At 54.1% G+C, this 15,849-nt stretch carries 12 protein-coding genes; 5 read left to right on the top strand and 7 right to left on the bottom strand.

Features of this window, described 5'->3' with window-relative positions:
- The first annotated feature begins 229 nt into the window (after positions 1-229).
- Both ABD851_RS14580 and ABD851_RS14575 read left to right on the top strand, forming a co-directional pair.
- Positions 230-1,288: a hypothetical protein gene (locus ABD851_RS14580; protein WP_344980565.1), complete on the top strand. Its 1,059-nt coding sequence runs from the start codon at positions 230-232 to the stop codon at positions 1,286-1,288.
- A gap of 136 nt (positions 1,289-1,424) precedes the next feature.
- The gene (locus tag ABD851_RS14575) at positions 1,425-3,020 is read left to right on the top strand and encodes an OmpP1/FadL family transporter (RefSeq protein WP_344980563.1); all 1,596 of its coding nucleotides are present in this window, start codon (positions 1,425-1,427) and stop codon (positions 3,018-3,020) included.
- A gap of 119 nt (positions 3,021-3,139) precedes the next feature.
- Here ABD851_RS14575 and ABD851_RS14570 read toward each other — a convergent pair whose 3' ends face one another.
- The 5 genes from ABD851_RS14570 to ABD851_RS14550 all read right to left on the bottom strand — a co-directional run bounded on the left by ABD851_RS14570 (position 3,140) and on the right by ABD851_RS14550 (position 8,601).
- The gene (locus tag ABD851_RS14570) at positions 3,140-4,306 is read right to left on the bottom strand and encodes a 2-isopropylmalate synthase (protein ID WP_344980561.1); all 1,167 of its coding nucleotides are present in this window, start codon (positions 4,304-4,306) and stop codon (positions 3,140-3,142) included.
- A 61-nt stretch (positions 4,307-4,367) separates the two neighbouring features.
- Positions 4,368-5,447, bottom strand: a complete 1,080-nt coding sequence (gene leuB / locus ABD851_RS14565) for a 3-isopropylmalate dehydrogenase (RefSeq protein ID WP_344980559.1) — start codon at positions 5,445-5,447, stop codon at positions 4,368-4,370.
- 141 nt (positions 5,448-5,588) lie between these two features.
- Positions 5,589-6,194 carry a 3-isopropylmalate dehydratase small subunit gene (leuD, locus tag ABD851_RS14560; protein WP_344980557.1) on the bottom strand — a complete coding sequence of 202 codons (606 nt, stop codon included), beginning with the start codon at positions 6,192-6,194 and terminating at the stop codon, positions 5,589-5,591.
- A 70-nt stretch (positions 6,195-6,264) separates the two neighbouring features.
- A complete protein-coding gene (gene leuC / locus ABD851_RS14555; RefSeq protein ID WP_344980555.1) occupies positions 6,265-7,662 on the bottom strand; it encodes a 3-isopropylmalate dehydratase large subunit in 1,398 nt (465 codons plus the stop codon).
- A 141-nt stretch (positions 7,663-7,803) separates the two neighbouring features.
- Positions 7,804-8,601, bottom strand: coding sequence for a methyltransferase domain-containing protein (locus ABD851_RS14550; RefSeq protein WP_344980553.1), 798 nt, complete (start codon positions 8,599-8,601; stop codon positions 7,804-7,806).
- A gap of 139 nt (positions 8,602-8,740) precedes the next feature.
- On the opposite strand from ABD851_RS14550, the gene ABD851_RS14545 reads away from it, so the two are divergent.
- Positions 8,741-10,297: a hypothetical protein gene (locus tag ABD851_RS14545; protein ID WP_344980551.1), complete on the top strand. Its 1,557-nt coding sequence runs from the start codon at positions 8,741-8,743 to the stop codon at positions 10,295-10,297.
- Positions 10,298-10,449: 152 nt separating this feature from the next.
- On the opposite strand, the gene ABD851_RS14540 is transcribed toward ABD851_RS14545, so the two are convergent.
- A complete protein-coding gene (locus ABD851_RS14540; protein WP_344980549.1) occupies positions 10,450-11,295 on the bottom strand; it encodes an N-acetylmuramoyl-L-alanine amidase in 846 nt (281 codons plus the stop codon).
- 125 nt (positions 11,296-11,420) lie between these two features.
- A complete protein-coding gene (locus ABD851_RS14535) occupies positions 11,421-12,020 on the bottom strand; it encodes a hypothetical protein (protein WP_344980547.1) in 600 nt (199 codons plus the stop codon).
- A gap of 382 nt (positions 12,021-12,402) precedes the next feature.
- Between ABD851_RS14535 and ABD851_RS14530 the strand changes: the two genes are divergently transcribed.
- Entirely contained in the window at positions 12,403-13,374 is a 972-nt protein-coding gene (locus ABD851_RS14530; RefSeq protein WP_344980545.1) for a ribonucleoside-diphosphate reductase small subunit, read from the top strand.
- Positions 13,375-13,412: 38 nt separating this feature from the next.
- Positions 13,413-15,821, top strand: coding sequence for a ribonucleoside-diphosphate reductase subunit alpha (locus ABD851_RS14525; RefSeq protein ID WP_344980543.1), 2,409 nt, complete (start codon positions 13,413-13,415; stop codon positions 15,819-15,821).
- The last annotated feature ends 28 nt before the right edge of the window (positions 15,822-15,849 follow it).

Here is a 15,849-nt window from a genome sequence, read left to right as displayed (position 1 = left end):
GTTTTTTGAAATATTCCTGCCGGAAAAAACGCCACAAACGTACAATGAAAATCCCAGATTCTGCGGCGTATTTTGTCTGCCCTGCTATCCGCTGAAGCCCTCCCGAAAATTGGATGAACGGTGTGGCCAGACCACAAAAAACCATTATCTTTACGGAAGAGAGCCTGTCATACAGGCAGCAGAGCGCTGCCGGCATGATGTGTGATCTGAAACATTAAACCCATACACAATGAAACCGATATCCATATACCTGCTCGCCGCCGCCCTGCTGCTGGGGGGGTGCGCAACGACCTACCGGTCGGGGCAGACGCCGGATGACGTATATTACTCTCCGGTTCAGCAGTCGACAAGCGCTCCTGCCGCTACAGAAGAGCAGTACAGCACGGACGACAACGGCTACGCCGCTGCCGCCCCGGAGGACGACGGCAATTATGTCACCTACGAGAACGGCGACACCTATGACGATGAATACAGCAGCGATTACGACTATGGCCGCCGTTTTGACCTGTTCGACAACCCGGGCGCATTTTATAATTCCAACTACTATTACTACAATACCCCGATGGGCTTCGGGAATCCTTTCTGGTATAGCTATACGCCCGGATGGTCCTTCGGCCTGGGCTATTCCCCCTTCTACTCCTCGCTCTGGTATCCTTCCCTTTCCTTTGGCCTGGGCTGGGGCGGCGGTCTTGGCTGGGGATATCCCGGATGGGGCTGGGGTGGCGGTTACTACCACGGTTGGGGCAGCCCATACTGGAATGGCTATTACAACGGCTATCTCAACGGTAAATATGCCTATGGCTACCGCCGGCCGGCCACTACGGTAGGTCCGCGGCGCAGCTTTACTTCGAGGGCGGGCGCAGCAGGCACCGTAAGAACGAGCACAAAGCCTTCCGAAAGCAGCGTCAATGCCCCCAGAAGGGTGTTCAGACCCGGCGAAAGCAATACGGTTGACCGGAGCGGCAACAGAAGGGTGTTCCGCAGCAGCACGGACGAGCGCAGCACCGGCACGCGGCCGACTACTACGCGGAGGGTGTTCCGTCCGTCGTCCGATGAACGTCCGGCAAATACTGAAACAGCGCCCCGTCGGGGATTGCGGATATTCCGGAGCAATAACAGTAACAGCAACGAAAGACGTGCTCCGGAGCGCACCGTCGCTCCCCAGCAGAGAAGGTCCTATACTCCTCCGCAGCGGTCTTATACGCCGACGCGTACCTTCTCCGCACCCAGCCGGAGCTTCAGCAGCCCCAGCAGCGCACCGTCAAGGTCCGTTGCCCCGCGGCGGTAAATAAAAACAAAGCATTCAATCCCTCCCGTCTCAAGCGGGAGGGATTTTTCCATCCGCAACAGCCGGTTCAAGCGCAGCCGTCATTTTTAAATCTTCCAGCCAGGAATAAAGCTACTTTGTCAAACGGAATAAGACCATGAAGCGATCCCTTTTATCAGCCGTTCTTGTTTTTTTATCTATCGTTGCCGCACAGGCGCAGGACGAAACCGATGCGCTCCGTTACAGCCGTCTTACCTCGGGAGGCGATGCACGCACTCAGGCTATCGGAGGCGCCATGGGCTCGCTGGGCGGCGACGTCAGCGCCATGTCCGTCAATCCCGCAGGCATCGGCCTTTTCAAGACCAACGAGCTGACCATAACGCCCGGCTTCCGCAGCCTGAATACGGATGCCACCTATTACGACAACCAGGCTTCCGATTCCAAAAGCAGCCTTTTCCTCCAACAGATAGGCCTGATCTTTGCCAGCAATCCCCGCCGCAAAAACAACGACAGCCGCTGGAAAAATGTCACTTTCGGACTGGGGGTGAACCGTCTGGCCAACTTCAATCGCAGCCTGTATTATACCGGCACCATAAAAGGCGACAAAAGCAATTTCTCTTCCTACTCGGATAATTACTGGCTGCAGCTGCAGGGCGAGACCGATCTGGATGGCGCACAGGACAATTACCCGTTCGGGCCCAGCCAGGCGATCCGCACCTATCTCATCGACCCGGTACTGGATGACAACAACAATCCTACGGGAGACTGGGCCGCCCTCCCCAGCGATATCATCAGCAACGGCCATCCGCTGGAGCAATCCAATTCCATCTCCAGCAAGGGCGGCATCAATGAATTTTCGCTGTCCGTAGCCGGCAATTACGACGACAAGCTCTTTATCGGCGCCAGCCTGAACATCCCCTCTATCAATTACGACCGGAGCCAGACTTTCCGGGAAACCAATACACAGGATAAGAACTCCGTGCTGAACTATTTTGATGTCGACAACAGTCTCCATACCAACGGCGTGGGCATCAACGGCAAGCTGGGTCTTATCTACAGCCCCCAGCCTGCGCTGCGGCTGGGTGCGGCTTTTCATACTCCCACGGTATACACCCTGCACGATACCTATTCCACCCGGGTCACCACCAGCACCACCGACCAGGGACTGCTGACCTCCTCCACCCAGGATATTACCGACGGTTATCCCGGGGAATACGATTACAACCTCACCACGCCCTGGCATGCGCTGGCCAGCGTCTCCTATCTTTTCAATGACGGGGTGGATGCTCCGGTACACGGCTTCATCACCGCCGATTACGAGTATGTCAACTATGCCGCAGCCAAGTACCGCTTCAACCGCGACGACGGCGGCTCCGGCCTGGGCGGCGCCACCGCCAAAGATCAGGCCGATGCGCTGAACCGCTCTATCAAGGACATGTACAAAGGAGCTTCTAACCTGCGGTTGGGCGGAGAAGTAAAGTTTAACGTAATGGCCGTTCGGGCCGGCGTGGCCTGGTACGGCAGCCCTTACCAGGACAGCAATGTCAAAGGCGACCAGCTTTTATACAGCGGAGGCCTGGGTTACCGCAACGGGGGCTTTTTCGCCGATCTGACCTATGTATACAACCGGGAAAAGGACGAAGACCAGCCCTATTACGTGACGGCCAACGACGCAGGTATCCCCTCTCCCCAACCCGCCGCCCTTACCTCCGGTGGAAGCAATATTATCCTGACGATAGGGTTTAAGCTGTAGGGTAAATAACCCGGTTAAGCATAAAAAAACCCGCGGTAGACACCGCGGGTTACAACATAATGAATCGCCTAATAAAATCTTTATGCTTACGCACTTAAAGGTGCGGGACAATTCCTTGATCAGGCCCGGGCAGGTTTGCCGGATACCAGGCTGCGTAATTCCTCATCGCCGATCTCTTTTTTCTCATCTGCCATCATGAGAAAACGTTCGTATACCTCATCCATATCTATTTTCTGCACATCGTAGCCCAGCCGCAGCAGGTGATGCCGCAGCGCATGCCGCCCGCTGCGGGCGGTAAGGATAATGGAGTTCGAGGCCAGGCCCACATCTTCCGGATTGATGATCTCATAGTTCTCCCGGTGCTTCAGCACGCCATCCTGATGAATGCCGGAGCTGTGGGAAAAAGCATTGCGGCCTACAATGGCCTTATTGGGCTGCACGGGCATCCGCATCATATCGGAGACCATACCGCTGATGGCATAAAATTTCTTGGGATCGATACCGGTGGTCAGCCCCAGGGTCGCCTGATGCGTACGGAGCACCATGGCCACTTCTTCCAGGGAAGTATTTCCGGCCCGCTCCCCGATGCCGTTGATCGTACACTCTGCCTGCCGCGCCCCGTTCTTCAGACCGGCAATGGCATTGGCCGTAGCCAGACCGAGGTCGTTGTGGCAATGCACGGAAAGGATGGCCTGCTCCACATTCGGAACATGATCCTTGAGGTATTTGATCTTGGCGCCGTATTGCTCAGGCAGGCAGTAGCCGTTGGTGTCCGGAATGTTCACCACCGTGGCTCCGGCGGCAATGACGGCTTCCACCATCTGCGCCAGATATGCATCGTCGGCCCTGCCGGCATCTTCTGCATAGAACTCCACATCATCCACGAACTTGCGGGCATATTGCACTGCATCGACTGCCCGTTCCAGGATCTGCTCGCGCGTGCTGTTGAACTTGTATTTGATATGCATATCGGACGACCCGATACCCGTATGGATACGCGGACGTTTGGCCTGTTTGAGCGCTTCCGCCGCCACCTCGATATCCTTACGGTTGGCGCGGGTCAGCGCACAGATAACGGGAGCGCTGACCGCCTGTGATATTGCCACCACGCTCTGGAAATCACCCGGACTGGAAATCGGGAAGCCGGCCTCGATAACATCCACACCGAGCGCTTCCAGCTCGCGGGCAATCTCTATCTTCTCCTTCGTCGTCAGCTGGCAGCCCGGTACCTGCTCCCCGTCTCTCAACGTGGTGTCAAAAATGTAAACGCGGTTCTTATCATCCATGATCATGGGTTTAATAATTTTATAACGGATTTATCCGGCCTGAGCCGTGTCTGTCATCGCCTTACTGTAACAATGCAATCACCTTGCCTCCCATAGCCGAGGTACCCAGCACAAAATCGTTGGGTATTTTCTTGTCGGCAATATCCAGGGTCCGGTAGCCCTGCTTCAGGGTATGGTCCACCGCCTTTACCAGCGCTTCGGCCTCGTCTTTCAGCCCGAAGGATATCTCCAGCATCAGCGCGGCAGACAGGATGGACGCCAGGGGATTGGCGATACCTTTGCCGGCAATATCATGCGCCGATCCGTGGATCGGCTCATAGAAGCCGGTGGTGTCTCCCACGGAGGCCGATGCCAGCATACCCATGGAGCCAGCGATCTGCGAAGCCTCATCGGTGAGGATATCCCCGAAAAGATTGGCGGTCAGCACCACATCAAAACGTTTCGGGTCTTTTACCAGCTGCATGGCGGCATTGTCGATAAACATATGCTCGGTTTCCACATCGGGATATTCCGCTGCGATCTGCTGCACTACTGCGCGCCAGAGCCGGGAAGTTTCCAGCACATTGGCCTTGTCCACCGAGCAGAGTTTTCTGCGTCTTGCACGGGCAGCCTCAAAGGCCTTGCGGGCGATGCGCTCCACCTCATAGCGCTGATAGCTCATCAGATCGGAAGCCCAGCTGCCGTCCTCTGCCTTTTTCTTTTCCCCGAAATACACATCTCCGGTCAGTTCCCGGAAAAACAGGATATCGGCGCCGCTCAGGATTTCCGGGCGGATGCTGGAAGCTCCGAGCAATTCGTCAAACAGGCGGATCGGACGCAGGTTGGCATACAGTCCCAACTCCTTGCGGATCTTTAACAAGCCCTGTTCCGGCCGTACCTTCAGCGAAGGGTCGTTATCGTATTTGGCATGGCCGATGGCCCCAAAGAGAATGGCATCGGAGGCCCTGGCCTTGTCCAGCGTTTCCTGCGGCAGGGGATCTCCTGTGGCTTCTATGGCCACATGCCCCATCAAAGCCTCGTCAAACGAGAAAGTATGTCCATGCTTTTCGGCAATGGCCTGCAGGGCCTGTTTCCCCCATTCCGTTACTTCCTGCCCGATACCGTCGCCGGGGATGACCAGTATTTTTTTGTTGATTCCCATGTAGTCGTTTCTGATTTCTGGTTCAGTAGTTTAATGTCTAAAGTTGATCTGCCTGGAATGGAACCTCAGACGTTAGACTTTAAACTCAAAATGCCTTTCACCTTACACCTCTCCCCCTTAGGGAGTAGGAGGTTAAGGCGACTAAAAATTAAACAGCCGGCTGGCCTCATATGCTTTTATCTTATCCTGCTGGCTAAGGATAAAGTCGATATCATCATAGCCGTTGATAAGACATTCCTTTTTATAAGGATTGATGTCAAAATGCTCCTCGCCACCGCCGGTCAGCCGGATCACCTGCCCGGGCAGATCCACTTCCAGCCGGGCCTGCGGATCGTTCTTCACGGCCATAAAGATTTCCTGCAGAAAAGACTCCGATACGGTGACGGGCAACAGGAAATTGTTCAGCGCATTGTTTTTAAAGATATCGGCAAAGAAGCTGCTGACCACCACATCAAATCCATAGTCGGCGATAGCCCAGGCGGCATGTTCCCGCGAAGAGCCGCAACCGAAGTTCTTGCCGGCTACCAGTATCTTCCCGGAGTAGGTGGCGTCGTTCAGCACAAAATCCTTTTTCGGACGGCTTTCGTCATCGTTCTCGTAACGCCAGTCGCGGAACAGGTTTTCTCCAAAACCTTCCCGGGTGGTCGCTTTCAGAAAGCGGGCCGGGATGATCTGGTCGGTATCCACGTTTTCGATGGACAGCGGCACTGCCGTCGACACGAGGTGTTTAAAGGTACGTTTGGACATAATTTTCTAATTGCATTTCTTTAAAATCGTTCCCTCATCAAATCAGCACATCATCAAATCATCAAATCAATCATATCATTTCCCGCACATCCACCACCTTGCCGGTCACCGCAGCGGCGGCCGCCGTCAGCGGGCTGGCGAGGAAGGTCCGCGCATTGGGGCCCTGCCGGCCTTCAAAGTTGCGGTTGGAGGTGGATATGCAATATTTCCCGGCAGGTATCTTATCCTCATTCATCCCCAGGCAGGCGCTGCAGCCCGGCTCGCGCAGCTGGAATCCGGCCTCCTCGAAGATTTTGTCGATACCTTCGGCACGGGCCTGCTCCTCTACCTGTTTGGATCCGGGCACCACCCATACCTGCACATGCTCGGCTTTTTTCCGACCCTTTACAAAGTTGGCCACCATACGGAGATCTTCCATACGGGCGTTGGTACAGCTTCCGATAAATACATAATCCACCGGCTGGTTCAGCAGGGCGGCTCCCGGCTGCAGGCTCATATAATCCAGCGATTTTTTGAAAGCGGCCTTTTCCTTTTCCGGAAAGCTTTCCAGCTCGGGGATATGACCGGCCACTCCCATGCCCATGCCCGGGTTGGTGCCGTAGGTGATCATCGGGGTAATGTCCGCAGCATCAAAAGAAAGCACCTTGTCAAACACCGCATCTTCATCCGAATACAATGTCTTCCAGTATTCCATCGCTTTGTCCCAATCGGCTCCCCGGGGGGCGAACTTCCGGCCTTTGATATAGCTGAACGTGGTTTCGTCCGGGGCAATCATACCGCCGCGGGCGCCCATCTCGATGCTCATGTTGCAGATGGTCATACGAGCCTCCATGCTCAGGCCGCGTATGGCCGACCCCGTATATTCCACAAAATATCCCGTAGCGCCGGAGGCGGATATCTGCGAAATAATGTACAGGATGATGTCCTTGGACACGACGCCCTTTTTTAGCGTACCGTTGACCTCGATCTTCATCTTCTTGGGCTTGTACTGCAGGATGCATTGCGTAGCCAGGACCTCCTCCACTTCGGAAGTGCCGATGCCGAAGGCCATGGCCCCGAGGGCGCCGTGCGTGGAAGTATGACTGTCTCCGCATACGATGGTCATCCCCGGCAGGGTAATGCCCAGCTCCGGCCCGATGATGTGCACAATGCCCTGGAAGGGATGTCCCAGCCCGTATAACTCTACGCCGAACTCCTCACAGTTACGCGTAAGCATTTCCACCTGATGCCGGGAGAGGGCTTCCCGGATCGGCAAATGCTGGTTCAGCGTAGGCACGTTATGATCTGCCGTGGCATGCGTTTTTTCCGGACGGAATACCGGTATCCCCCGGCGCCGCAGACCGTCAAAGGCCTGGGGACTGGTCACTTCATGAATAAAGTGCGTGTTGATATACAACACATCGGGATACCCTTCGCGACTGCTCACCACATGCGCGTCCCAGATTTTTTCTACCAATGTTTTTCCCATAAAATCGGTTTCTCGTTTTCAATTTCTTGTTCAGGAGGCTAAGGTTTAAAGTTTAAGATCTAAGGTTGATTTGTCTGGAAAGAAACCTTAGGCTTTAGACCTTGAACCTTAAACTGCAAAATGCCTTTTACCTTTCACCCTTTACCTTTCACCTTTTACCTCCGTCTCCGGCGGCAGGGGTTTCTCCGCCACAAATCGCAGTCGCCTGTAATCGGCATACCAACGCCCGTTACGATAGCAGGAAGGCCGCAGCAGCTCCTGCGCTTCCCGGGCCAGGTCTTGCTGCTCCGCTTCGGGTATCCCTTCAAAAAGCGCTCCTCCAAACATCATGAGCCAATCCGCTACACCGTTGTCGGCGTCTTCCAGAAGCGTTTCGCGATCAAAATACTGCAGCAGCCGCAGCACAAAGCCGGTCTGCTCCAGCAGGGCGGCATATGCGCCGGGGGCCGGGAAATACCATACTTTCCTGGCGGCCTGCGTCTTATATCCGTGCTTTTCGAGCACCGCGCTTATGGCGCCGGTGACCAGGCCCACATTTCCCTTGCCGCCCATCTCCGCCACAAAACGTCCTCCGGGCTTTAACACACCGCAAACGGCGGCGAGGACTTTTTCCTGCTCCTGCATCCAGTGCAGCGCCGCATTGGAAAAAACGGCATCGAACTGCTGCTCCCCGGAAAGCGCCGTCGCATCCTGTAATTTAAAATTTATCCCCGGATATAGCAAGCGGGCCTGCCGGATCATGTCCGGCGAACTGTCCACCCCGGTAACTACGGCTCCCTGCTCCGCCATCTTCGCAGCATGATGGCCGGTACCGCAACCCAGATCCAACACCTCCATCCCCGGACGGATATCCAACAGATCCAGCAGCACGTTCCCGTATTCCGCCACAAAGCCGTGGCGTTCATCGTAACAGCCCGCGTTCCATTGCATCTCCGTCATACCGGTGTCTTTTTATTTCTCAAACCTACATGACCTCAGGAAATTGTAATAACTTTATTTGTTTCAAATTACGATCATAAACCAGTTTTGTTTTTTCAAAACACATTAAATATCAAATAGTTAAATACATTCAATTCCGATGCCCAACCAGATAAATGAGGCCTTGTTCGACCTGGTAAATACCCTCACCAAGGCAGAAAAAAGGCATTTCCAGCTCTATCTGAACAAAAACAGGGACAAGGAAGACAAGCTTTTCATCCAGCTTTTTCATGCCCTGGAAAAAATGAAGGTTTATGATGAGAAGGCGCTCTTCCGGAAAGTCCCTGCCATCAAAAAACAGCAGCTCTCCAACCTGAAAGCTCATCTTTACAAACACCTGCTGACCAGCCTGCGCCTGCTGTACAAGGAGAAAGACCCTGCCATCGAGCTACGCGAACAGTGCGACTATGCCCGGGTGCTTTATGATAAAGGTCTGTATGCGCAAAGCCTGAAGATGCTTTCCAAGATAAAGCTCCAGGCCCGGGAGCGGCAGGAGCTGATCCTTTGTCATGAGATCATTGAGTTTGAGAAGCTGATCGAATCGCGGCACATTACGCGCGGACTGGAGAACCGTGCCGAACAGCTCAGCCTCGAATCGCGGCAGCTAAGCCGGCAGCTGGCCCGGATCAGCTACCTGAGCAACTTCTCGTTGCAGATGTACGGTCTTTACCTGAAAATCGGTCATGTGCGCAATGAAAAAGATGAGCAGCTGCTCCGTCATTTTTTCGAAAGCAACCTGCCCCGGCGATCGGCGATCGACAAGATGAGCCTGCAGGAAAAGCTGCAGCTCTTTCAGGCTTTTTGCTGGTACTATTACGCGCTGCAGGATTTTCTGATGTATTACCGGTATGCGCAGAAATGGGTAAATCTGTTTGAAACCTATCCCCTGCTGAAGGAAAGCGATCCCGTCCTTTACATAAAAGCCATGCACAACCTGCTTACGGCGCATTTCTACAACAGCAACCGGGAGCGTTTTCTGCAGGACCTCCGCACACTGCAGACCTACGTAGAGGAACATGCCCACCGCTTTGATGATAACATGCATATCACGGCTTTTGTTTATCTGTACACGGCTGTCATCAACCGGCATTTTCTGGAAGGCACTTTTTCCGAAGGCCTGGAAGTGGTGCCGGTTATCACCGAAAAGCTGGAGAGCCTGCACCTGAACCTCGACCCGCACCGGGTGGTAGTCTTTTATTATAAGATCGCCTGTCTGTATTTCGGCAGCGGCGACAATCAATCCGCGATTGAGTACCTGAACCGGATCATCAATATGCGCATCGGCAACCTGCATGAAGACCTGCAATGCTTTGCCCGTATCCTTCACCTCATTGCACATTATGAGCTGGAGAACTACAGCCTGGTGGAATACCTGGTACGGTCGGTCTATCATTTCCTGGCACGGCACCGGGACCTCAGCCAGGTGATCGAAGCCATCATGGTATTTCTGCGACGAAATCTATATACCGATCCCCGCAAGCTGCAGGGCGCTTTCCGGGCGCTGAAAGACCGGCTGGAGAAGATTGCGGAGGATCCGTATGAAAAACGGTCCTTTCTCTATCTCGACATTATTTCCTGGCTGGAGAGCAAGGTCAGCGGGCGTCCCGTCCAGGAGGTGATCCGGGAAAAATACCTGAAGGGGGTGCCGAGATTCTGAGGGTTTCTGATTTGAAGTTTCTGATTTCCAATTTCTGATTTGAGGTTCTCCTTAGTCTAAGGTCTAAAGTTTCATTCCAGGCAGATCAACTTTAGACGTTAGACCTTGGCCTTTAAACTGCAATGTGCCTTTCGCCTTTAACCTTTAAGGAGTCAGTGGGTTAAATATTTCTGCTCGATATCATAGAGCACTTGCTTGTTTTCGGGGCTCAGCGCTGCGGTGGTATCCGCAGGGATAAAATGCCGCTTAAAAGCCAGGATGGCCGCGGTGGTATCACGAAGGTTATAGCCGATCACCCGCAGGGCCGCTTTATAATCAAAATCCTCCGACGGCGCTACCAGTACTGAATCCTGCCAATAGCCGTAACCGTTATCCGCCAGCTTTTTCCAGGGGAAAAATCCGCTGGGATCTACCTTTCTTCCGGGCGCTACATCGCCGTGCCCCACAAAATTGGCGACAGGGATATGGTACCGCTCCTTCAGGGAATGCAGGATCACCAGCAGGGCGGCGATCTGTTTTTCGCCGAAGGGTTCATGTCCGTTGTTGTCCAGCTCTATTCCTATAGATGCCGAGTTGACATTGGCAATGTTCCCCCAGCTGGAGACGCCGGCATGCCAGGCCCGGTACTGCTCATTGACCAGCTGGTATACGGTTCCGTCCTTACAGACCAGGTAATGGCTGCTGACCCGTCCGCGGACAGCCGGGTTGGTCAGCGTTTTAAGGGACTGCATACAACCGTCCTGCGCCGTGTGATGAAGGATCACAAGATCGGGGGTACGGATGTCAAAGTTGGAAGAGGGAGCAAGGATACTGCTCACCGACAGCGAATCCAGCGGCAACTGCACGGGTACAAAATCCCCGTAGCCGCTGCTCATCTTTTTCTGTTGATCCCGGTACGCGGTCCGGGCGCTTTTTCCGAGGGGATAAAATCCGGTTGGGGCACAGGAGGCGACGAGGACCACCGGCAACAGCAGAAAAAAGGATCTGAATATTCGCATAGGCAGAAGAAGTACTGTCTGCTAATATAAATAAAAAAAGCATCCCCTGCTCCAGACGTGAACAGGGGATGCACACTTTCCACATAAAACTCAAAGTTTATCCATTCATCTTCGTCAAGCCCTCGTTATGGTTCAGATCCTGCTGAATCCACCGTTGACGGAGCATCCGGCGGTTTTACACTACCGTTGTCCTGCGCAGATGCCGCGGAGGTATCCATGTACTGTACCGGAGCATTGCCGCTGGGCGAAGTCTGGCTGGGCGTTGCCGACGGGTCGCTCCCGCTTTGGGCGCCCGGTACGGTATCCATCGCCGGGGCTATGGCCGGCTGCTGGTGCTGCAGGTCAGGTGTCGCCTGCCCTGCGGGTTGCTGCATATTGTCCGGGGTCTGCCCTGCGGGTTGACTCAGGGACGGCTGGGTTGCCTGAGGCGACGGCTGCTGCAGGCTGCCGGGCGTCTGCCCTGCGGACGGCGTTTGTGCCGGCTGCGTTCCGAAAGGATCGGCCGTCGATCCTGCAGGACCGGTATTGAGCGTGTTTCCCGAATTCAGGGCCGGGGAAGTAGAAGGCGTCCCGGCGCCAAATTGAGAAGGATTATTTCCTGAGGGGCTTGTACCGGGGGCCGGCTGGGTTCCTCCTCCGGCCGGACTCATGCCGGATTGTGCAAAAACTGCCGCGCTGACGAATAGTGCCGGTACAACCATGGTCCATTTCACGATCTTGTTCATAACACCTCCTATTTTATGGTTAACATTCAATTGCGCTTAAAAAATAACTTTCTTCCCGTCTGCTCTGTTATATCCCGTAAGAGGAGGAGTAAAAAAATACGCTACCGGTAAAAGTTCAATTACTATGCCAAAAAGCGATACAAAAAGCGATTAACGAACCTACAACAAATAACATTTTTATTAATATTACCTTATCCACAGGGTGTTTAAAACTAAAGGCCGCCCGATTCCGAGCCTTTCCTATTTTTGTTTTACACCACGCAAACGACCGGCAAGTATCCTGCTGCTTCCCATGCGGAAGCAGAGGCGGACCTGCCCCCTGAAGTTTAGGAAATACCGGTAATTTGCGGACCGTTTCAACGTCATCATAAAACCCTGAGATATGAGCAACGAACCAGAAATTCTGCTACGGGAAAACAAAGACCGCTTTGTGATCCTCCCTATAAACTATCCGACCGTCTGGGAACACTATAAACGGCACGAGGCCAGCTTCTGGACGGCCGAGGAAATAGACCTCAGCAGCGATCTGAAAGACTGGGCCTCGCTGAACGACGGGGAACGTCATTTTATCTCCCACGTGCTGGCCTTTTTTGCCGCCAGCGACGGTATCGTCAACGAGAACCTGGCGGTAAACTTCATGAGCGAGGTACAGATACCCGAAGCGCGCTGCTTTTACGGCTTTCAGATCATGATGGAGAATATCCACTCCGAAACCTACGCCCTGCTCATCGATACGTATGTGAAGGATCCCAAGGAAAAAGATCGCTTTTTCCATGCCATCGAAACCGTACCGGCTGTAAAGAAAAAGGCCGAATGGGCGCTCCGCTGGATCGAGAACGGCAACTTCGCCGAAAGGCTGGTGGCTTTTGCCGCCGTGGAAGGCATCTTCTTCAGCGGCAGCTTCTGCTCCATCTTCTGGCTGAAAAAAAGAGGACTTATGCCGGGGCTTACCTTCTCCAATGAGCTGATCAGCCGCGATGAAGGCCTGCACTGCGAATTTGCCTGTCTGCTCTACAAAATGCTGAAAAACAAGCTTTCCCAGGAACAGGTATACCATATCATCACAGACGCTGTAAAGATCGAAAAAGAATTCATCACCGAAGCCCTGCCGGTAGACCTCATCGGCATGAACAGCCGGCTGATGAGCCAGTATATTGAATTTGTAGCGGACCGCTGGCTTAGCGAGCTGGGCTATCCCAAAGTATACCAGGTCTCCAACCCCTTCGATTTTATGGAGATGATCTCCCTCCAGGGTAAAACCAATTTCTTTGAAAAACGGGTGGGCGATTACCAGAAGAGCGGCGTAATGGCTAATAAAGCTTCCCAGACCTTCAGCCTCGACGAAGATTTTTAATTTTTCAGAAAGATTACTAACCCTTTAATACACCAGCCATGTATGTCATAAAAAGAGACGGCCGCAAGGAATCGGTCAAGTTTGATAAAATTACGGCGCGCATTGAAAAGCTCTGCTACAGCCTGTCCTCCCAGTATGTTGACCCGGTGGATGTAGCCAAAAAAGTGATCAACGGGCTGTATGACGGCGTCACCACTACCGAGCTGGACAACCTGGCCGCAGAAACCGCCGCCTCGCTAACCGTCAAGCATCCGGACTACGCTTTGCTGGCTTCCCGCATTGCGGTCAGCAACCTGCATAAGAATACGGTCAAATCGTTCTCCCGGACCATGAAGCTGCTCCACGACTATGTGGATCCCAATTCGGAGAAACCGGCCCCCCTGATCGCCGACGATGTATGGGAGATCATTAAGAAAAACAAGGACCTGCTGGATTCTACCATCATCTACGACCGCGATTTCGACTTCGACTATTTCGGCTTCAAAACGCTGGAACGCTCCTACCTGCTGAAGGTAGACGGGAAGATCGCGGAACGCCCGCAGCATCTTTTTATGCGCGTGGCCATCGGCATTCACAAAGAAGATATCGACTCCGCCATCAAGACTTACGAGCTGATGAGCGAGCGCTGGTTTACCCACGCCACCCCCACCCTCTTCAACGCCGGCACGCCGAAGCCGCAGATGTCCTCCTGCTTCCTGCTGACCATGCAGGAAGACAGCATCGAAGGCATCTATGATACGTTGAAGCAATGCGCCAAGATATCCCAGAGCGCCGGGGGGATCGGCCTGAGCATCCATAACATCCGCGCTACCGGCTCTTATATCGGCGGCACCAACGGCACCAGCAACGGCATCATTCCTATGCTGCGCGTATTTAACGATACGGCACGGTATGTGGACCAGGGCGGCGGCAAACGCAAGGGCGCTTTTGCCATCTACCTCGAACCCTGGCATGCCGATATCTTCGAATTTCTCGACCTGCGTAAAAACCACGGCAAAGAAGAAATGCGCGCCAGGGATCTTTTTTACGCCCTCTGGATACCGGACCTGTTTATGAAACGGGTGGAAGAAAACGGAGACTGGAGCCTCTTCTGCCCCAACGAAGCGCCGGGTCTGCACGAATGCTGGGGCGAGGAATTCGAAAAGCTCTATACCCGCTATGAATCGGAAGGACGCGCCCGTAAAACCGTAAAGGCGCAGGAGCTTTGGTTTGCGGTTCTGGAAGCGCAGATCGAAACCGGCACCCCCTATATGCTCTACAAGGATGCCTGCAACCGCAAATCCAACCAGCAGCAGCTGGGCACCATCAAAAGCTCCAACCTCTGCACCGAAGTGGTGGAATATACCGACCGCGATGAAATCGCCGTCTGCAACCTGGCATCGCTGGCCCTGCCGCGTTTTGTACAGGACGGCGCTTTCGACCACAAGAAGCTGTTTGAGGTAACCTACCAGGCTACCGTAAACCTGAACCGCATCATCGATCATAATTATTACCCGGTGGAAGAAGCAGAGCGGTCCAACATGCGCCACCGCCCCATCGGCCTCGGCGTGCAGGGGCTTGCGGATGCCTTTATCCTGATGCGCTACGCCTTTGACAGCGCCGAAGCCCGCCAGCTCAACAAGGATATCTTTGAAACCATCTATTTCGCCGCGCTGACGGCTTCCCTGGACCTCGCCAAGAAAGAAGGCCCCTATGAAACCTTTGCCGGCTCTCCCGCCTCCAAAGGCAACCTGCAGTTCGACCTCTGGGGAGTACAGCCTTCCGACCGGTGGGACTGGGCATCCATCAAGGAGGGCATCCGGGAGCATGGCCTGCGCAATTCGCTGCTGGTAGCGCCGATGCCTACCGCCTCCACTTCGCAGATACTGGGCAACAACGAATGTTTTGAGCCGTATACCTCCAACATCTATACCCGGCGGGTGCTCAGCGGGGAATTCATCATCGTCAACAAACACCTGCTGCGCGATCTGGTACAGCTGGGTCTGTGGGACAACGACATGAAAAACCGCATCATTGCCGCCAACGGCTCTATCCAGCATATACCCGAAATACCGGGCACGCTGAAAGATATCTATAAAACGGTATGGGAGATCAAACAGCGCACCCTCATCGATATGGCAGCCGACCGCGGCGCGTTTATCTGCCAGTCCCAATCCCTGAATGTGTTCGTGGATCAGCCCAATGCGGCCAAGCTTACCTCCATGCACTTCTATGCCTGGAAAAAAGGATTAAAGACCGGGATGTACTACCTGCGGACACAGGCGGCCACCCAGGCCGTGCAGTTTACCGTGGAAAAGCAGGGCGGTAAGAATTTCGATCCCGTTATCCCGAAAGCCATACCGGAAACCGTGCCCGTCGCCGCAGCCGCCGAGGCCGAGATAGAGCCGGTCTTCGTGGAAGGCGCCGCATGCCCCACAGATGGCAGCTGCGAAGCCTGCAGTGCATGATTATTTCTTGCCACAATAAACAAAAAGG

The sequence above is a fragment of the Compostibacter hankyongensis genome, assembly GCF_039541075.1.
Classification (GTDB): Bacteria; Bacteroidota; Bacteroidia; order Chitinophagales; family Chitinophagaceae; genus Compostibacter; species Compostibacter hankyongensis.
Note: the sequence above shows the minus strand (reverse complement) of the source record. Positions and strands in the feature narration are given on the sequence as shown.